At 67.4% G+C, this 18,662-nt stretch carries 18 protein-coding genes; 9 read left to right on the top strand and 9 right to left on the bottom strand.

Annotated elements, in window-relative coordinates:
* Positions 1–3 precede the first annotated feature (3 nt).
* From trmD to leuB, 5 genes are all read left to right on the top strand, one after another.
* The gene (gene trmD, locus ACV4UZ_RS16250) at positions 4–690 is read left to right on the top strand and encodes a tRNA (guanosine(37)-N1)-methyltransferase TrmD (protein ID WP_491601830.1); all 687 of its coding nucleotides are present in this window, start codon (positions 4–6) and stop codon (positions 688–690) included.
* Positions 691–693: 3 nt separating this feature from the next.
* Positions 694–1,140 (top strand): 50S ribosomal protein L19, encoded by a 447-nt coding sequence (rplS, locus tag ACV4UZ_RS16245; RefSeq protein WP_491601829.1) that lies wholly within the window; start codon positions 694–696, stop codon positions 1,138–1,140.
* A gap of 173 nt (positions 1,141–1,313) precedes the next feature.
* Positions 1,314–2,717 (top strand): 3-isopropylmalate dehydratase large subunit, encoded by a 1,404-nt coding sequence (gene leuC, locus ACV4UZ_RS16240; protein ID WP_491601828.1) that lies wholly within the window; start codon positions 1,314–1,316, stop codon positions 2,715–2,717.
* Positions 2,718–2,728: 11 nt separating this feature from the next.
* Positions 2,729–3,334 carry a 3-isopropylmalate dehydratase small subunit gene (leuD, locus tag ACV4UZ_RS16235; RefSeq protein WP_491601827.1) on the top strand — a complete coding sequence of 202 codons (606 nt, stop codon included), beginning with the start codon at positions 2,729–2,731 and terminating at the stop codon, positions 3,332–3,334.
* A 94-nt stretch (positions 3,335–3,428) separates the two neighbouring features.
* Positions 3,429–4,538, top strand: a complete 1,110-nt coding sequence (leuB, locus tag ACV4UZ_RS16230; protein WP_491601826.1) for a 3-isopropylmalate dehydrogenase — start codon at positions 3,429–3,431, stop codon at positions 4,536–4,538.
* Positions 4,539–4,561: 23 nt separating this feature from the next.
* Here leuB and ACV4UZ_RS16225 read toward each other — a convergent pair.
* From ACV4UZ_RS16225 to ACV4UZ_RS16205, 5 genes are all read right to left on the bottom strand, one after another.
* A protein-coding gene (locus ACV4UZ_RS16225; protein ID WP_491599710.1) for an IS630 family transposase occupies positions 4,562–5,519 on the bottom strand; the annotation gives its coding sequence in 2 pieces (ribosomal slippage) (positions 4,562–5,189 and positions 5,188–5,519; 960 coding nt in all).
* 287 nt (positions 5,520–5,806) lie between these two features.
* Positions 5,807–6,595 (bottom strand): phosphatase PAP2 family protein, encoded by a 789-nt coding sequence (locus ACV4UZ_RS16220; protein ID WP_491601825.1) that lies wholly within the window; start codon positions 6,593–6,595, stop codon positions 5,807–5,809.
* Positions 6,592–8,235 (bottom strand): ArnT family glycosyltransferase, encoded by a 1,644-nt coding sequence (locus ACV4UZ_RS16215; protein ID WP_491601824.1) that lies wholly within the window; start codon positions 8,233–8,235, stop codon positions 6,592–6,594. Before ACV4UZ_RS16215 ends, ACV4UZ_RS16220 begins: the two co-directional genes overlap by 4 nt.
* 74 nt (positions 8,236–8,309) lie before the next feature.
* A complete protein-coding gene (locus ACV4UZ_RS16210; RefSeq protein ID WP_491601823.1) occupies positions 8,310–9,353 on the bottom strand; it encodes a glycosyltransferase family 4 protein in 1,044 nt (347 codons plus the stop codon).
* Complete coding sequence (locus ACV4UZ_RS16205) at positions 9,281–10,117, bottom strand: UDP-2,3-diacylglucosamine diphosphatase (RefSeq protein WP_491601822.1); 837 nt, start codon at positions 10,115–10,117, stop codon at positions 9,281–9,283. Before ACV4UZ_RS16205 ends, ACV4UZ_RS16210 begins: the two co-directional genes overlap by 73 nt.
* A 171-nt stretch (positions 10,118–10,288) precedes the next feature.
* Between ACV4UZ_RS16205 and ACV4UZ_RS16200 the strand changes: the two genes are divergently transcribed.
* The gene (locus ACV4UZ_RS16200) at positions 10,289–11,221 is read left to right on the top strand and encodes a diacylglycerol/lipid kinase family protein (protein WP_491601821.1); all 933 of its coding nucleotides are present in this window, start codon (positions 10,289–10,291) and stop codon (positions 11,219–11,221) included.
* Positions 11,222–11,287: 66 nt separating this feature from the next.
* Here the strand turns inward: ACV4UZ_RS16200 and ACV4UZ_RS16195 are convergent, their stop codons facing one another.
* Positions 11,288–11,653 carry a hypothetical protein gene (locus ACV4UZ_RS16195; protein ID WP_491601820.1) on the bottom strand — a complete coding sequence of 122 codons (366 nt, stop codon included), beginning with the start codon at positions 11,651–11,653 and terminating at the stop codon, positions 11,288–11,290.
* Between the two features lie 82 nt (positions 11,654–11,735).
* Here ACV4UZ_RS16195 and ACV4UZ_RS16190 point away from each other — a divergent pair, with 82 nt between their 5' ends.
* Complete coding sequence (locus tag ACV4UZ_RS16190; RefSeq protein WP_491601819.1) at positions 11,736–13,334, top strand: SagB/ThcOx family dehydrogenase; 1,599 nt, start codon at positions 11,736–11,738, stop codon at positions 13,332–13,334.
* Here ACV4UZ_RS16190 and ACV4UZ_RS16185 read toward each other — a convergent pair.
* Entirely contained in the window at positions 13,309–13,497 is a 189-nt protein-coding gene (locus ACV4UZ_RS16185; protein WP_491601818.1) for a hypothetical protein, read from the bottom strand. The genes ACV4UZ_RS16190 and ACV4UZ_RS16185 overlap by 26 nt on opposite strands.
* Before the next feature lie 150 nt (positions 13,498–13,647).
* Between ACV4UZ_RS16185 and ACV4UZ_RS16180 the strand changes: the two genes are divergently transcribed.
* Entirely contained in the window at positions 13,648–15,234 is a 1,587-nt protein-coding gene (locus tag ACV4UZ_RS16180; RefSeq protein WP_491601817.1) for a peptide chain release factor 3, read from the top strand.
* 108 nt (positions 15,235–15,342) lie between these two features.
* On the opposite strand, the gene ACV4UZ_RS16175 is transcribed toward ACV4UZ_RS16180, so the two are convergent.
* Positions 15,343–16,077, bottom strand: coding sequence for a class I SAM-dependent methyltransferase (locus tag ACV4UZ_RS16175; protein ID WP_491602432.1), 735 nt, complete (start codon positions 16,075–16,077; stop codon positions 15,343–15,345).
* Positions 16,078–16,170: 93 nt separating this feature from the next.
* Here ACV4UZ_RS16175 and gloB point away from each other — a divergent pair, with 93 nt between their 5' ends.
* Positions 16,171–16,944, top strand: a complete 774-nt coding sequence (gene gloB, locus ACV4UZ_RS16170) for a hydroxyacylglutathione hydrolase (protein ID WP_491601816.1) — start codon at positions 16,171–16,173, stop codon at positions 16,942–16,944.
* 142 nt (positions 16,945–17,086) lie between these two features.
* Here gloB and ccoG read toward each other — a convergent pair whose 3' ends face one another.
* Entirely contained in the window at positions 17,087–18,532 is a 1,446-nt protein-coding gene (gene ccoG / locus ACV4UZ_RS16165; protein WP_491601815.1) for a cytochrome c oxidase accessory protein CcoG, read from the bottom strand.
* Positions 18,533–18,662 lie beyond the last annotated feature (130 nt).

Raw genomic sequence — 18,662 nt, 5'->3', positions numbered from 1 at the left:
ACGATGCTCACCATCTTCCCCGAGATGTTTCCGGGGCCTCTCGGCCTGTCTTTGGCAGGAAGGGCGCTGGAGGAGGGCAAGTGGGCTCTCGACACGGTGGATATTCGCGGCTTCGCCACGGACAAGCACCGGTCGGTGGACGACTCGCCCTTCGGCGGCGGAGCCGGAATGGTGATGCGTCCCGACGTGCTGGACGCCGCCATTCAGGGCAGTCCGGCGCCGGGGCCTCTGGTGTACATGACGCCGCGCGGCCGGCTGCTGAACCAGGACCTGGTTCGCGAGCTGGCGGCGGGGCCGGGTGTGAGGGTTCTGTGCGGGCGTTTCGAAGGGGTTGACCAGCGGCTGCTGGAAGCCCACGGGGCGCTCGAGGTCAGTGCCGGCGATTTCGTCCTTTCGGGCGGCGAGCCGGCGGCGCTGGTGATGTTGGACGCCATCGTCCGCCTGCTTCCCGGCGTGATCGGGAAGGAGGAATCGCTGGCGGAAGAGAGCTTCGAATGGGGATTGCTGGAATATCCCCATTATACCCGCCCCCAGGTGTGGGACGGGCGAACGGTGCCGGAGGTTCTGCTTTCCGGTCACCACGAAAAGATACGCGCCTGGCGGAAGCGCCAGGCCGAGGACATAACCCGGCAGCGCCGGCCCGATCTGTGGGATCGGTACGTCGCCGCCAAGAACCTGAGTGAGGGTTGAGCCATGGTTAACATCATTGAGCAGCTCGAGAAGGAGCAGATCGAGAAGCTGACCGCCGATCGCGGCGTTCCCAGCTTCGCTCCGGGCGACACGCTGAAGGTCAACGTCAAGGTGATCGAAGGCAACCGCGAGCGCGTCCAGGCCTATGAGGGCGTCTGCATCGCCCGCAAGAACGACGGCCTGAATTCGTCCTTCGTGGTCCGCAAGATCTCCTACGGCGAAGGCGTCGAGCGTATCTTCCCGCTGTACTCGCCCAACATCGCCTCCATCGAGGTGGTGCGCCGCGGCGACGTGCGTCGGGCCAAGCTCTACTACCTGCGCGACCGTCGCGGCAAGTCGGCCCGTATCGCCGAGCAGACCACCGGCCATTCCGGCAAGGTGGCCGCCGCCGAGCGTGCCGACGCCGCCGCCGTCAAGGCCGCCAAGGCCTCCGCCGCCAAGGAAGAATAGTCTCTTCCTTCCGGCTCCTTGGTTCCTGCCCTCGTATCGGCCTCTTCCCCCCAGGGGGAGGAGGCCGTTCGGGGACCGGGGACTTGACTGGTTGCCGCGGCCTCTTGCGAAGGGGCGTTCGCGTCCCGAGATATCAGGCCGCCACAAGTGCTGCTTCATTCTAGGGATTCGACATGGCCAAGCCCCGCACGTTGTTCGACAAGATCTGGGACGCCCATCTGGTGGACGTCCAGGATGACGGCACCTGCCTGATCTACATCGACCGCCACATGGTCCACGAGGTCACCAGCCCGCAGGCCTTCGAGGGCCTGGAGATGTCGGGCCGCAAGGTGCGCCACCCCGAGCTGACGCTGGCCGTCGCCGACCACAACGTGCCGACCACCGACCGCTCCAAGGGCATCGAGAACGAAGAGAGCCGGATTCAGGTCGAAACCCTGGAAGCCAACGCCCGTAAGTTCGGCGTCGAATACTTCGCCATGGACGACATCCGCCAGGGCGTGGTCCACATCGTCGGGCCCGAGCAGGGCTTCACCCTGCCCGGCACCACCATCGTCTGCGGCGATTCCCACACCGCCACCCACGGCGCCTTCGGCTCGCTGGCCTTCGGCATCGGCACCTCGGAGGTGGAGCACGTGCTGGCCACCCAGACCCTGGTGCAGAAGCCGGCCAAGAACATGCGCATCACGGTCAACGGCAAGCCCGGCCCGGGCGTCACCGCCAAGGACATCGTGCTGGCCATCATCGGCAAGATCGGCACCGCCGGCGGCACCGGCTACGTGGTGGAGTTCGCGGGCGAAGCCATCCGCGACCTGTCCATGGAAGGCCGCATGACCGTCTGCAACATGACCATCGAGGCGGGCGCCCGCGCCGGCCTGGTGGCGCCCGACGAGAAGACCTTCGCCTACATCGCCGGCAAGCCGCGCGCCCCCAAGGGCGCCGCCTTCGAGGCCGCCGTCTCCTACTGGAAGACCCTGTTCACCGACGAGGGCGCCCATTTCGACGCCGAGGTGGTGCTGGACGCCTCCACCCTGGTGCCGCAGATCACCTGGGGCACGTCCCCCGAGGACGTCATCCCCATCACCGGCACGGTGCCCAACCCCGCCGACATCAAGGACGAGGCCAAGAAGAAGGCCGTCGAGCGCTCGCTGGACTACATGGGCCTCACCCCCGGCATGAAGGCCACCGACATCGCCATCGACGTGGTGTTCATCGGCTCGTGCACCAACGGCCGCATCGAGGACTTCCGCGCCGCCGCCGAAATCCTCAAGGGCCGCAAGGTCGCCCCCGGCGTGCAGGCCCTGATCGTTCCCGGTTCGGGTCTGGTCAAGGAGCAGGCCGAGCAGGAAGGCCTGGACAAGGTGTTCATCGAGGCCGGCGCCGAATGGCGCGAGCCCGGCTGTTCCATGTGCCTGGCCATGAACGCCGACCAGCTGAAGCCGGGCCAGCGCTCGGCCTCGACCTCGAACCGCAATTTCGAGGGCCGTCAGGGCCGCGGCGGGCGCACCCATCTGGTCAGCCCCGCCATGGCCGCCGCCGCCGCCATCACCGGCAAGCTCACCGACGTTCGCTCGCTGTAAGGGAAACGGACATGGAAAAGTTCACCGTTCTCACCGGCGTCGCGGCGCCGCTGCCCATGATCAACGTCGACACCGACATGATCATCCCCAAGCAGTTCCTGAAGACCATCAAGCGCACCGGGCTGGGCAAGAACCTGTTCGACGAGATGCGCTACACCCCCGATGGCAAGGAAGTCGCCGACTTCGTGCTGAACAAGCCGGCCTACCGCTCGGCCAGGATCCTGGTGGCCGGCGCCAATTTCGGCTGCGGTTCGTCGCGCGAGCATGCCCCCTGGGCCATCGCCGATTTCGGCATCCGCTGCGTCATCGCGCCCAGCTTCGCCGACATCTTCTTCAACAACTGCTTCAAGAACGGCATCCTGCCCATCAAGCTGCCGCAGGAGCAGGTGGACAAGCTGCTGGACGACGCGTCGCGGGGCTCCAACGCCATCGTCACCGTCGATCTCGCCAAGCAGGTGATCACCGGCCCGGACGGCGGCTCCATCAGCTTCGAGGTCGATCCCTTCCGCAAGCATTGCCTGCTGAACGGCCTGGACGACATCGGATTGACGCTGCAGCGCGAAGGCAAGATCGCGGCGTTCGAAGAAGCCCGCAAGGCGTCCTCCCCCTGGCTGTAGCCGGGGGGAATCGACACTTTCCATTACTTGACGGCGCCGCCCCCAAGCGTTAGGCAGGCAGCCGTTCGATATATCTCAGGCTCGGGAGTACAACATGGCCGCCAAGAAGCTTTTGATCCTTCCCGGTGACGGCATCGGCGTCGAAGTCATGGCGCAGGTTCGCCGGATCATCGACTGGATGGCCCGCAAGCGGAAGATCGAGTTCGAGATCACCGAAGGCCTGATCGGCGGCGCCGCCTACGACGTCCACGGCACTCCCTATCCGGCCGAAACCCTGGAAGCCGCCCTGGCGGCCGACGCCGTGCTGCTGGGCGCGGTGGGCGGTCCGAAGTGGGACGACCTGCCCTTCGACAAGAAGCCCGAGCGCGGCCTGCTGGGCATCCGCAAGGACATGGGCCTGTTCGCCAACCTGCGTCCCGCCACCGTGCTGGAGGCCCTGGCCGACGCCTCGACGCTGAAGAACGAAGTGGTTTCGGGCCTGGACATCATGATCCTGCGCGAGCTGACCGGCGGCCTGTATTTCGGCCAGCCGCGCGGCATCGAAACCCTGCCCGACGGCACCCGCAAGGGCTACAACACCCTGGTCTACACCACGCCTGAGATTCAGCGCATCGGCCGCGTCGCCTTCGACCTGGCCCGTAAGCGCAACAAGAGGGTCTGCTCGGTGGACAAGGCCAACGTGCTGGAATGCACCGTGCTGTGGCGCGAGGAGATGATCAAGCTGCAGAAGGAGGAGTTCCCCGACGTGGAGCTCAGCCACATGTACGTGGACAACGCCGCCATGCAGCTGGTCCGCAACCCCAAGCAGTTCGACGTCATGGTCACCGAGAACATGTTCGGCGACATCCTGTCCGACTGCGCCGCCATGCTGACCGGCTCGCTCGGCATGCTGCCGTCCGCCTCGCTGGGCGAGGCCGACGCCAACGGCAAGCGCAAGGCCCTCTACGAGCCGGTCCACGGCTCGGCCCCCGACATCGCCGGCAAGGATGTCGCCAACCCGCTGGCCACCATCATGTCCTTCGCCATGTGCCTGCGCTACTCGTTCGACATGGATTCCGAGGCCGACCTGATCGAGACCGCCGTCAAGAACGTGCTGAAGGGCGGCCTCAGGACCGCCGACATCATGCAGCCCGGCAAGGCCAAGGTTTCCACCACCGTCATGGGCGAGGCCGTGGTCCGCGAGCTGGACAAGCTGAACGTCTGATCGTTCGTTAGAGCGGCGTGCGTTTAATCTGAAACATACCCGGCTTCCCTGAGGTAGTTCCAGCATTCGTCTGGGGTGTAGAGATCGCAGATATTGCCGACGGCCTTCCAGAGGTCGTCGATGGTGCGCGCGCCGATCCGTCGGAGATGAGCCTTGAGTTTGGCAAAGGCCATCTCGATTGGGTTTAGGTCTGGGCTGTATGGGGGTAGGAACAGGAACCAGGCGCCTCTCTCCTTGAGGATGGCCTTGGCCTTCTCGCTTTTATGGCTGGAGAGGTTGTCGAGGATGACGACGTCGCCCGGCTGGAGCGTCGGGGCCAGTTGGGTCTCGACGTAGACCTCGAAGGTTTGTCGGTTCATGGGGCCGTTTATGATCCAGGGTGCCGTCAGACCGTCACAGCGCAAGGCGGCGATGAAGGTTTGGGTTCCCCAGTGGCCGAATGGCGCGCGGGCCTTGAACCGTTGCCCTCGCGGTGCCCGTCCCCGCAACCGGGTCATCTTGGTGGTGGTGGCGGTCTCGTCGATGAACGCCAGCCGGTGAGGCTCCTGGCACATCCGGGGCTGGCGGTGGCTCAGCCAGGTCCGGCGCTCCGCCACCACATCATCGCGACCGGCTTCGGTGGCCAGCAGCGTTTTTTTTGACGCTGAAGCCTTGCCCGATCAGAAACCGCGAGAGTGACGCCGGGTGGGCCGTGACGCCGCATTCGGCCTTCAGCTTGGCCGCCAGTTCCGGCATCGTGATGTCGCCTTGCGCCTCCACCCAGCCGGTCAGAAGAGCGGCAAAGGCCGCCAGCTTACCACCGCCCGGCGGACGGCCTTGCCGCAAGGGCTCCAACGAACCCGTCGCCGCCATCCGTTGTGCAAGACGGACGCTGGTCGCGGCGCTCACTCCAAAATGCCGAGCCGCCGCTCGCCGCGATTCGCCGTGTTCGATCTTACCGTAAACACGGACCCGAAGATCTGATGATAGCCATTTGCCCATGATCCACCTCCAATGAGGTTGAATCACTTTTTCGCCTACAAGGGAATCCCCTGCGATTCAGATTTCAGGTCCGATGCTCTAGCGGTGAAGGATCAAGGCGACGGCTCCCCTGGGGCCGTCGTTTTGCTTTCCGGCCTTATACCGTCCGCCCATGGGACTGACTCTTCATGTCATCCCGAGCCTTGGCGAGGGATCTTTCACACGATGGCGTCAGCCGCTTGCCGCGGAAAGATTCCTCCTCCCTGCGGTCGTCAGGATGACAAGCCGATTCAAATGACGGCCGGCCCCTACTCCAGAAGCCGCCTGTCCCGCTCGAACCTCAGGCGGACATCCATGCCGCGCCGGGTCAGCAGGGAATGCAGGGCCAGGGTGACCATGACACCCAGCCAGGCCCCGGCCACCGCGTCGGACAGGAAGTGGACGGTGGTCAGCACCCGGCTCAGGCCGACCAGCAGGGCCACGGTCAGGAAGGCCAGGTCGTAGCGCGGGAAGATCAGGGCCAGCGCCGTCATGGCGGCGAAGATGGCCTGGGTGTGGCCCGAGGGGAAGGAATTGGTGAGATAGCCCCGGGTCAGCGGCTCGAAGCCGTAGATGTTGCCGTCGAACAGGGCGGCGGGGCGGGTGCGGCCGATCAGCATCTTGACGATGTTGCCGGCGATGCCCGAAATCGCCATGGACAGGAACAGGAAGCCCGGCACGAGAGCGGCCCGGCGCAGGCGGTCGCGCTTCTCCTCCGTCCGTGCCGCCAGGGCCGACAGGATCAGGCCCAGCGTCAGCAGCCCGGCGGGAATCATCCATACCCCGGCCAGCCCCAGATGGGTGATGGTCTTCCAGAAGCCCTCGAACTCGCCGCTCACATGGGCCTTGAGGAAACGGGCCAGCGGGCGGTCGACGATGACATAGCCGATCACCACCAGCAGGGCGCAGTAGATGGTGCCCCAGGCGCGGGGGTGCCGCAGCGTGCGTTCCCACTGGCCGGCGGTGAACGAGCGGAAGCCGGCCAGCTCCTCCCAGACCAGGGCGATTCGGTCGCCACCCTTTTCCCACTGGCGGACGGCGAGGTCGAGCAGCCTCATGGCGCCTTGCCTTCCACGGCATAGGCGGTCAGCGTCACCTTCTTGCCGCGCGAGTAGTTGAAGCCCTTGACCATGCCCACCACCACCGGCTTGACGCCGATGCGGGCGGCGGCGGCGAAGAACTTCTCCTCCTCGCGGTCGGCCACCAGGGTCAGCGCCGCCGGGCCGTTGGTCAGGTGCTGGGCGGCGTTCTCGCCGCTGGTGAGCACCGTGTCGGTGCCGAGATAGAACACCAGGCTGGGCTCGGCATAGCCGGCCACCACCACCGCGCCGCGATGGGGGCGCTCGGCCACCAGCGCCGCGGCCTGGCGGCTGACGAACAGATAGTCGAGGCCGGGCAGCACCCCTTCGAACACCACCTGGAAGCTGGTGACCGCCGTCAGCACCAGCGCCATGATCGCCGGGCGCAGGCGCTCCCGGAAGGCCAGCCAGCCGGCGGCCAGGGCGGTGCCGGCCACCAGCAGGGCGGACGGAATGCTCATCACCGGCAAGGCCGGCGCGAACTGGTGCGGCGCGACCACCACGGCGGCCGCCAGCACCAGCCCGATCAGGCACCACAGCCCGTACCAGACCTTGGCGGGCCTGGTCAGCAGATCGGGCGCGCGTCCCACCACCGCCACCGCCATCAGCAGGGTCAGGGCGGGGAAGGTGGGCAGCACGTAATGGGGCAGCTTGGTGGGCACGATCTCGAACATCACCCAGGCGGGGATGATCCAGGCGAGGCAGAAGCGGATCTCGGGGCGCAGGCGCACCTTCCAGGCCGCCGTGAGCGCGGGCCACAGCAACAGCGAGCCCGGCCACAGGATCACCGCCGCCAGGGCGAGGTAGGTGCCGGGCAGGCCGCCGTGGCTTTCCTGGGCGCCCAGCAGCTTGGGCAGCAGGTCGCCCTTCACCGCCTCACCGACGAAGGCGCCGCCGGTGGCGTTGGAGATGGCCACGAACCAGGGCGCGGCGATGGAGGCCGCGACGATCAGTCCGGTGAAGGGTCTGAGACCCACCAGCCACGCCCATTGCCTGTCGGCGAAGCCGAGCGCCAGGATGGTCAGGATGGAGATGGCCGGAATCACCGGCCCCTTGACCAGGATCGAGGCGCCGATGGCCACCCAGAACACCAGCGCCACCAGGGGCCCGGGCACCGCCGCCTGTCCCTTGGCGCCGAGATAGACGCGGGCCAGGGCGCCTTGCGCCGCCACGGCCGTTGCCAGCATGATGGCGTCGGTCTTGGCCTGATGGGCCTCGGACACCAGGATCAGCGAGGTGGCCAGCAGGGCGGCGCCCAGCAGCGCCACCTGGCGGCCGAACAGGTATTGCCCGAAGGCGAAGGTCATCAGCACCGCCGCCCAGGCCGACAGGGCCGACGGCAGGCGGTAGGGCCACACCGCCGTGCTGGCCTTGTCCGAGAACAGGCTGACCGAGGCGGCCTGCAGCCAGTAGGCCCCCACCGGCTTCTTGGCGCGCATTTCCTGCTGGAACTGGATGCGGACGTAATCGCCGGTCTCCAGCATCTGGCGGGTGGCCTGGATGAAGCGCGATTCGTCGCGGTCCATGGGCGGAAGCGCCACCAGACCCGGCAGATAGAGGAACAGCGACAGCAGCGACAGCAGGAGATAGGGGCGGATACCGCCGGTCAGTCGTTCCACGATGGGGCGATCCGTGCAGACTTTTAAGGACCCGGCATCAAACGCCGAAGCGGCCCATTGGGTCAAGGGGCGTGCTATTCCGCCGCCGCCCGCCACACTCCCGTCTCGAAGGGTCGCAGGTTGTCGAGGAACTGCCGGGTGCAGGCCTCCCACGAGAAGTCCAGGGCGTGGGCGCGGCACAAGGCGGGGTCGATGGACATGGCCCTTCTTGCCGCGTGTTCCAGATTCTCGTCCAGCACGCCGGCGGGCGAGGCGCCGATCACGTCGTTGGGGCCGGGCACCGGATAGGCCGCCACCGGCAGGCCCGAGGCCAGCGCCTCCAGCAGCACCAGCCCGAAGGTGTCGGTGCGGCTCGGGAAGACGAAGACGTCGGCGGCGGCGTAATGCCGGGCCAGATCCTCGCCGAAGCGGGCGCCGGCGAAGTGGACGTCCGGGAAGCGGCGGCGCATCTCGTCGGATTGCGGCCCGTCGCCCACCACCACCTTGGAGCCGGGCAGGTCCAGCGTCAGGAAGGCCTCGATGTTCTTCTCCACCGCCACCCGCCCGACATAGAGGAAGACGGGGCGGGCCAGATGGGCGAAGGGGCCGTCCTCGCCCCTGGCCTCGGGGCGGGGGCGGAACAGCCCGGTGTCCACGCCCCGGGACCAGCGGCCGATATTCCTGAAGCCGCGCGCCGCCAGTTCATCCTCGATGCCCTGGGTCGCTACCATGATGCGTGACGAGGAATCGTGGAAGCGGCGCATCACCGCGTAGGACAGCGGCAGCGGCACGCCGAACCGCGCCTTGATGTATTCCGGGAACTTGGTGTGGTAGGCGGTGGTGAAGGGCACGCCCTTGCGCCGGCACCAGCGCCTGGCCGCCCAGCCCAGCGGGCCTTCGGTGGCCACGTGGATGGCGCAGGGCTGCGCCGCCTCGATCATCTTTCCCAGCTTGCGGCCGGGCTTCAGGGCCAGGCGGATCTCGGGATAGGTGGGGCAGGCAACGGTGCGGAACTTGTCGGGGGTGACCATCACCACCTCGTGGCCGTCCCGCTCCAGCTCCTGCCTCAGGGTGTCGAGGGTGCGGACGACGCCGTTGACCTGAGGGAGCCAGGCATCCGTGACGACGAGTATGCGCATGTGTTTCCCTCGACCTCCAGCCAGCGGATGATTTCCAGAGTGCCATCGAAGCCTTCCACCAGGGCGGTGCAGCTTTCGACCCAGTCGCCGTCGTTGCAGTAGAGGATGCCGTTGACGTCGCGCTTCTCGGCGTGGTGGATGTGGCCGCACACCACCCCATCGGCGCCGAAGCGCCGCGCTTCCTCGGCCATGGCGTCCTCGAAGCTGGCGATGTACTGCACCGCGTTCTTGACCTTGTGCTTCAGGTAGGCCGACAGCGACCAGTAGGGGAAGCCCAGGGCGCGCCGCGCCACGTTGAGCCAGTGGTTGAGCGACAGCGCCATGGTGTAGGCGCTGTCGCCCAGATGGGCCAGCCACTTGGCGTGCTTGACCACCCCGTCGAAGGCGTCGCCGTGCAGCACCAGCAGCTGCCGCCCGTCGGCGGTTCTGTGCAGGATGGTGGTCGCCACCTGAATGTCGCCGAACAGCAGGCCGTGATAGTCGCGGGCGAATTCGTCGTGGTTGCCGGGAACGAACACCACGCGGGTACCCTTGCGCGCCTTGCGCAGCAGCTTCTGCACCACGTCGTTGTGGCTTTGCGGCCAGTACCACGAGCGTCGCAGCCGCCAGCCGTCGATGATGTCGCCGACCAGATACAGGGTCTCGCACTCGGTGGCTTTCAGGAAGTCCAGCAGGTCGTCGGCCTTGCAGCCACGGGTGCCCAGATGAATGTCGGAAATCCAGATGGTCCTGTAACGCCTCTTGGTGTCGAGACTGGCGTTCATCGGGCAAGCATCCGATATCAATTCAGAACGATATTGGTGCCTGTCATAGCTCAAATATTTTTAATGTTCACACTCATTGTCGTTACGGTTTATTCATTTCATCAAAATGAAGTCTATCCGTAATAAATAATTCATCATGGTTTTTCCGGCTTCGCGCTATACACGGCGCCCATGACAGTCGATCAAGCCGCCTGCCTGACCGTTCCCGAGACGCAGACCGCCGTGGCGGCGCGTCGGGTGCTGGTGATTCATAATCCCACCGCCGGCCGCCGCCGCCGCCGCCAGCTGGAACTGGTGGTGAGCGCCATCAACACGCTGGGGGGGCGGGTGACCTGTCGCGAGACGGCGCGGCGCGGCGACGCCGAGGATTTCGCCGCCCTGGCCAGCCCCGACGATTTCGACGCGGTGATCGCGGCGGGGGGCGACGGCACCGTCAACGAGGTTCTGAACGGCCTGGGAGCCGGTCCGAGCGGTCTGGCGCTGGGGGTCATCCCGCTCGGCACCGCCAATGTGCTGGCCTGCGAGATCGGTCTTGATCCCGACGATGTTGAACAGGTGGCGCGCACCGTCGCCTTCGGCCCGGCCCGGCGCATTCATGTGGGGCTGGCCAACCGGCGGCGCTTCCTGCTGATGGCCGGGGCGGGCCTCGACGCCCATGTGGTCGAGGGGGTGAGCGCCGCGCTCAAGCGTCGGGCGGGCAAACTGGCCTATGTGGTGGAAAGCCTGCGTCAGGCGGTGGGCTATGATTTTCCCAAGCTGACCGTCCGCGCCGACGGGGTGGAATACGAGGCCCGCATGGTGGTGGCCTGCAAGGGGCGCTTCTATGGCGGGCCGTTCATCGCCGCCCCCGACGCCGATCTGGCCTCGCCCATGCTGGAACTGTGCATCCTGCCCAATCCGGGCATGGCGGGCATGCTGCGCTACGGGCTGGCCCTGCCTCTGGGCAAGCTGCCGGGCCTGCCCGAGGTTCGGGTGGTGTCGGCCCGCAACATCCTGATCACCGGCCCGCGCGGCGCTCCGGTGCAGGGCGACGGCGACATCGTCGCCCGCCTGCCCGCCGAGATCTCCATCGCCGAGCAGACCGTCGATCTCATCTGCCCCTGAATGCGGGCGAGACGCCCGCGCTCCGGCCTCGATTCTCCAAACCATGGAGCGCGGGCGTCTCGCCCGCTAATCCTCCAGGTCGTCCCGCTCCAGGGTATGGCGGCGGGCTTCTGCCTGGGAATGCTGGGTGACGAACTCGCCGGCGGTATCGAGCACCAGGATGGCCCCGGCCAGGCGCCCCCAGGCGGCGGTCTGCTCCGGCGTGCGGGGGCGCAGCCTGGCGCGCAGATCAACCAGCAGCCGCATCAGGGTGCGGCCCGGCATCAGGGCGATGGGCACGTCGGGCAGGGCGGAAATGCCGAACGCCTCCTGCACCGCTTCCAGTCCGGCGCGGATGTAGTCCTGATCGCTCTGGTCCAGCGGCAGGATGTGGTTGGGCGTCTTGCGCACCAGCCGTTCGCCGGCGAGGTCGGTGGGACGGGATGTGGTCATGGACGTCTTCGGTGCCTTGGGGGGTGATGCGGCCAGCCTCGATTCCAATATATGGTGCGCGAGGCAACGGGGAAAGACGGGGATGGAAGAACCTTTGGACCACATCGCCGCCTACCATGAGCGCACCAAGCATTTCAGCCGGCGCTACGCCCGTGGCCCCGGCTTCCTCGACTGGGAGACCCAGCCCGATCCGTTCCGCTCCTTCGCCGGGACGCGGCGGATCGCCCTGCCGCTGTGCCTTGGCGCGCCGACGCCGCCCTTCGGCCGGCTGGAGGGGCACGCCCCCGCGCCGCTCGATGCCGAAGGACTTGGCCTGTTCCTGGAACTGGCGCTGGGCCTGTCGGCCTGGAAGGAGGTGGGTGAGGCGCGCTGGGCTTTGCGCAACAATCCCAGCAGCGGCAACCTCCATCCCACCGAGGGCTGGGTGATCCTGCCGCCGCTCGACGGCATCGGCGCGGGTCCCGGGGTTTATCACTACGCCCCCTTCCATCACGGTCTGGAGGAGCGCCGCCGCCTGGACTCCCTGCCCGCCGACCTGCCGGCGGGCGCCTTCCTGTTCGCCCTGTCGTCCATTCCCTGGCGGGAATCATGGAAGTACGGCGAGCGGGGCTTCCGCTATTGCCAGCACGATTGCGGCCATGCCCTGGCCGCCGCCTCCTATGCGGCGGCCTGCCTGGGCTGGCATCTCCGCGCCCTGACCGCGCCGGGCGACGAGGAGCTGGCGGCGCTGCTGGGCCTTGACCGGCCGGATTCCTGCCGCCGCTTCGAGCCCGAGCATCCCGACCTGATCGCATTGGTCTCGCCCGCTCCGCTGCCCGAGCCCGTCCTGAGGCCGGTGACGGGCGAGTGGGCGGGCGAGGCCAATGCCCTTTCTCCCGACCACGTGGTGTGGGAGGTGATCGGCCGCGCCCTGGCCCTGACGGAAAAGCCGCCCACCGCGCCTCTGCCCGCCCCGCCCTCCCTCGCCATGCCGCCCCTGCCGGCCAGCCTTGAACCCGCCGCCGCCATCATCCGGCGGCGGCGCAGCGCCCAGGCCATGGACGGGGTCACCGGCATGGGCCGGGACGCCTTTGTCCGCCTGCTGGCCGCCACATTGCCCGACCAGGAAAAGGTGCCGTGGAGTTCCTGGCCGTGGCCGGCGCGGATCAGCCTGATGCTGTTCGTCCACCGGGTGGAGGGCTTGAGCCCCGGCCTTTACGCCCTGGTGCGCGACGGGCAGGCGCTGGAGCGCCTGCGGGCCGATTGCAACCCCCGATTCGCCTGGGAAAAGGCGGCGGAGGCGGTGCCGCTCTACCTCCTGGCTCAGGGCGACCTCACCTGGGACGCCACTCAGATTTCCTGCACCCAGAACATCGCCGGGCGTGGCGCCTTCTCCCTGGGCATGCTCGCCGATTTCGACCGCACCCTGGCGGAAGACGGTCCATGGGCCTATCGCCGCCTGTTCTGGGAGGCGGGGATGATCGGCCAGGTGCTCTATCTGGAAGCCGCCGCCGCCGGGTTGTCGGGCACCGGCATCGGCTGCTATCACGACGACGAGGTCCACGACCTGCTGGGCCTGCCGCCGGGGGGCGGGAAGTGGCAGTCGCTCTACCACTTCACGGTGGGCGGCGCGGTGGAGGATGCGAGGATCGCCACGGCTCCGGCCTATGGGCATCTCAATCCGGCAGAGTCTCCGTCCTGATCCAATCGCCCCCGCCCAGTTGGGCGCGCATGCGGGCGGCCTCCTCGCAATCGGTGACGAAGGCCAGGATGGCGGTCCGCGCGCATTCCGCCGGGTCGCGGCCCAGCTGGCGGGCGGCGGTGTAAAGACGGGAGGCCAGATCGGGGTCGAGATCGATGCGCATGGGTCTTGTCACCCTGAACGAAGTGAAGGGCCTTTCAGGCGCGGATGGCGACCGCTTCAGGCTGAAAGATGCTTCGCTTCGCTCAGCATGACACGGCGTGATCCGCAAACCCCTTGATTCTTGCACCGCTTAGGGCGAAAACCCAGCCCCATGAGCACTCTCGACCAAGCCATCGCCCTGCGGCGCACCTTCGCCATCATCTCCCACCCCGACGCCGGCAAGACCACGCTGACGGAAAAGCTGCTGATGTTCGGCGGCGCCATTCAGATGGCCGGCGCGGTGCGGGCGCGCGGCGAGCAGCGCCGCACCCGGTCCGACTGGATGGCCATCGAGAAGGAGCGCGGCATCTCGGTGTCGGCCTCGGTGATGAGCTTCGAGTATTCCGGCCTGTCCTTCAACCTGCTGGACACCCCCGGCCACGAGGACTTTTCCGAGGACACCTACCGCACGCTCACCGCCGTGGATTCGGCCGTCATGGTGCTGGACGCCGCCAAGGGCATCGAGACCCAGACGCTCAAGCTGTTCGAGGTCTGCCGTCTGCGCGACGTGCCCATCATCACCTTCGTCAACAAGGTGGACCGCGAGGGCCGCGAGACCTTCGACCTGCTGCACGAGGTGGAGAAGACCCTGGCGCTGGACGTCTGCCCCGTCACCTGGCCCATCGGCATGGGCCGCGACCTGAAGGGCGTCTACGATCTGGTCAACGACCGGGTCATCATGTTCGACCCCGGCCGGGGCGACCACATCGCCGAGGTCAGTGTGGACGCGCCGCTGGACTCCCCCAAGCTGGACGAGGCCCTCGGGCAGGCCGCCGCCGACCGCCTGCGCGAAGAGGTGGAACTGGTCCGGGGCGGCTATCCCGAATTCGACCTGGAATCCTTCCGCGCCGGTCACCTGACCCCGGTGTTCTTCGGCAGCGCCTTGAAGACCTTCGGCGTGGCCGAGCTCTTGAAGGGCATCGGCCAACTGGCGCCGCCGCCGGTGGCGCGGCCCACCGACAAAAGGGTGGTGGAGCCCGACGAGCCCAAGGTCAGCGGCTTCGTCTTCAAGGTCCAGGCCAACATGGACCCCAACCACCGCGACCGCATCGCCTTCTTCCGCATCTGCTCGGGCCGCTTCAAGCGCGGCATGAAGGTCAAGCACGTGCGCTCCGGCAAGGTGATGGCCCTGGTCAACCCGGTGTTCTTCCTGGCCCGCGACCGCGAGCTGGCGGAAGAGGCCTTTCCCGGCGACATCATGGGCATCCCCAACCACGGCCAGTTGCGCATCGGCGACACGCTCTCCGAGTCCGAGGACTTCAACTTCCTCGGGATTCCCACCTTCGCGCCGGAAGTGCTGCAGCGCGTCCGCCTCGACGATCCCATGAAGGCCAAGCAGCTGAAGAAGGCGCTGGAGGATCTGGCCGAGGAAGGCGTCAGCCAGGTGTTCAAGCCGCTGGACGGCTCCACCTGGATCGTCGGCGTGGTCGGCCCGCTGCAGTTCGACGTGCTGACCACCCGCATCCAGTCGGAATACGGCATCAAGGCCGGGTTCGAGGATGGCGGCTTCGTCACGGCGCGCTGGATCGCCTGCGACGACGAGGCGGAACTGAAGCGCTTCATGAATGCCAACAAGACCAACATGGCCGAGGACCGCGACGGCGCCCTGGTCTACCTCGCCCGCAATTCCTGGCAGCTGGGCCGCGCCCAGCAGGATTTCGAGAAGATCCGCTTCACCGCCACGCGCGAGCAGCACTGAGCAGACCATGTCATCCTGAGCAGGGCGAAGGATCTTTCACGCGAAAGCGGCTGCCGTATTCAGGCTGAAAGATGCTTCGCTGGCGCTCAGCATGACAATTTCGGCGGATCACTCCATCACCCGCGAGAAGCCCTCCGCCACCGGCAGGTAGGAGCGGCGCTTGCCCTTGGCTTCGCGCACCGCCGAGCCGGCGTAGATCTGCTTGGCGGCCTCGACGATGATCACGCCGCCGAAGGTCTCGAACCAGCGCTGGCCGATGCGCTCCACCGCCGGGGCCGAGCGCAGCAGCATGCGCGACGTGGTCGGCGGCAGGAACAGGGCCGAGGCGCTGTGGATGGGGGTGAACATGTTGTCGCGCAGCAGCCGGTTCAGCTGGCCCATGGTGTAGGGCCGCCCGTTGCCGAAGGGGGTGCGCTCGAGGCGCGCCCAGATGCCGCGCCGGTTGGGCGCCACCACCAGCAGCCGTCCGCCATCGGCCAGCACCCGCCAGGCCTCGCGCATCATGGCGCGCACCTGCTCGGTGGATTCCAGGGCGTGGACCAGCAGCAGCCGGTCGATGGAGCGGTCGGGCAGCGGCAGGTCGGTCTCGTCCACCAGGGTGGTGAGGCCGGGGCCTTCCGGCGGCCAGGGCAGCACGCCCTGGCTGGCCGGCATGGCGGCGATCACCCGCTCGGCCTCGGCCAGGAAGATGCGCAGGTAAGGGGTGGCGAAACCCAGGCCCAGCACCCGCTGGCCGGCGACGTCGGGCCACAGCGCGCGCAGCTGCTTGCGGATCAGCCGCTGGGCGCTTTGGCCCAGGCTGTCGCCGTAGAAATCGCGCAGGTCGACCACGTCGGTCCACATGGCGGGATAGGAGAGGTCTCCGCTCATGGCTCGAGGATAGGCGTTTTGGCCGGTTGGTGCTACAACCGGAGCATCAGCAAGGGCGAGACAACCATGGTCAAGATCGTCGTCGAGCAGATTCCGGTGCTGGCGGACAATTACGTCTATCTGGCGCACGAGCCGCTGGGCGGGGCCACGGCGGCCATCGATCCGGCGGTGGCCGAGCCGGTGCTGGAGCGGCTGGCGGAAAAGGGCTGGACGCTCACCCATATCCTCAACACCCATCATCACGGCGACCATACCGGGGCCAACCTGGATCTGGCGCGGCGCACCGGCTGCGCCATCGTGGGCGCCGCCCGCGATTCCGAGCGCATCCCCGGCATCACCCAGGAGGTGTCCGAGGGCGAGACCTTCATGCTGGGCCACGCCGCCGTCACCGTTCTGGAGGTGCCGGGCCACACCTCGGGCCATATCGCCTTCTGGTTCGCCGACAGCCATGTGCTGTTCTGCGGCGACACCCTGTTCTCGCTGGGTTGTGGCCGGCTGTTCGAGGGGACGGCCGAGGAGATGTGGGCCAGCTTGAAGAAGCTGCGCGACCTGCCCCCCGACACCATCGCCTGTCCCGCCCATGAATACACGGCGTCCAACGGCCGCTTCGCCCGGCTGGTGGAGCGCGACAATCAGGCGCTGAAGGCCCGCCTGGACGAGGTGGACCGCCTGCGCGCCCAGAACCGGCCGACCGTGCCGGTCCGCCTCGCCGACGAACGGGCCGCCAATCCCTTCCTGCGCGCCGACACCGCGTCGGTCGCCAAGGCGGTCGGCATGGAGCCGGGAACCGATCCGGCGCGGGTCTTCGCCGAGCTGCGGCGGCGCAAGGACGTGTTCTGAACTCGGCTTGGGTCAAAGCCCTTCGTCTCGTCATCCCGGGCCCGACCCGGGACCCGGGAGCCGCCGACGATGACGTTCGAGGTTGCTCCCGCTGGACCCCGGCTCAAGGCCGGGGTGACGGATGAAGACGCGGCCCTCCCCCCTACTTCTCCGGCCCGGCGAAGATGGTGTTGGTCCGCACCTCGCGGCTCGATCCGCTCAGCACGAAGGTCACCGGCATGCTCTTGGACGCCGCCTTGTCCGCCGGAATGGTGACGTAGAGGCGGAAGTCGCCCACCGAGTCGCGCGGCACGCGCAATTCGGCGGCGGCGGCGTTGCTCACCCCGCCCACCACCGAGATGGTGGCTTCGGGAACGCCGTCCAGGCGCACGGTGAAGGTGCGCTCCTCGGCCTTCATGTTCAGCACCTTGTAGGCGTAGCCGTTGCGGATGGCGCCGTCCGACATCTGCACGAACAGCGGCGAGCGCTCGTGCAGCACGTTGACGTCCACGTCGGGGCGGGTGGAAAGGCGGAACAGCATCACCGCCAGCACCACCGCCATGATACCGCCATAGATCAGGGTGCGCGGCCGGACGATGCGGAAGCTTCCCGCCTTGCCGCAGCTGCGCGATTCGATGTTGTGGGTGGAATCGTAGGAGATCAGGCCCCGGGGCAGCCCATAGCGGTCCATGACCTGATTGCAGGCGTCGATGCACAGCGCGCAGCCGATGCAGGCCAGCTGGTTGCCCTTGCGGATGTCGATGCCGGTGGGGCAGGCCTGGACGCACGAGCGGCAATCGACGCAATGGCCGCGCCCTTCGAAGCTCTGGCCCTTGCGCGCCGGGCCGCCCGGCTCGCCCCGCCAGGCCTCGTAGGTGACGATCAGCGAATGCTCGTCGAACATGGCCGACTGGAAGCGGGAATAGGGGCAGAGATAGACGCAGACCCGTTCGCGCGCGTAGCCGGCCAGCAGGAAGCAGAAGCCGCCCAGGATGGCGATGAAGGCGTAGACCGGCGGGCTGGCGTTGCCGGTGAAGATGTCCCTCAGCATCTCGAAGGCGTCGCCGAACCACAGGGTGAAGCCGATGCCGCAGGCCGCCGAGATGGCGATCCAGATCAGGTTGATCACCGCCTTCCTCGCCAGCTTGGCCCCCGACATGGGCTGGCGCTCGAAGGCGATGCGCTGGCTGCGGTCGCCGATCACCAGGCGTTCGACGGTGACGAACAGGTCGGTGTAGACGGTCTGCCAGCAGATGAAGCCGCACCATACCCGCCCGGCCACCGCGCTCATCAGGAACAGCAGGATGGCCGACAGCAGCAGGATGCCGGTCAGGTAATAGATCTCCTGCGGCCAGATCTCGATGAACAGCATGTAGGCCCGCCGGCCCGGCATGTCGATCAGGATGGCCTGATCGGGCGCCCCCGGCCCCCGGTCCCAGCGCAGGAACGGCCCCAGATGCCACCACGCCAGCGTCAGCACCATGGCCCACCATTTCAGCGAGCGGAAGGTGCCGCTGACCGCGCGGGGCTGGGCCTTGCCTGTCTCCATGTAGAGCGGCACCTCGCCCTTGTGCAGCGGCAAGGCCGGTACGGCAGGCTTGGCGTCCATGGCGGGGCTCTCCGGAATTTATATTAGGCGCGCAGTATATGAAACACCCGCCGGAATGTCTTGTGACTAAGTCACCAAGGGGGTGGATCTGATCGTGGTGGAGATGACGGGGCGCAACCCACAAAATATG

Source organism: Paramagnetospirillum sp. (assembly GCF_058402745.1).
The sequence above is the reverse complement of the archived record's forward strand: the minus strand, read 5'-3'. Positions and strand labels throughout refer to the sequence as shown.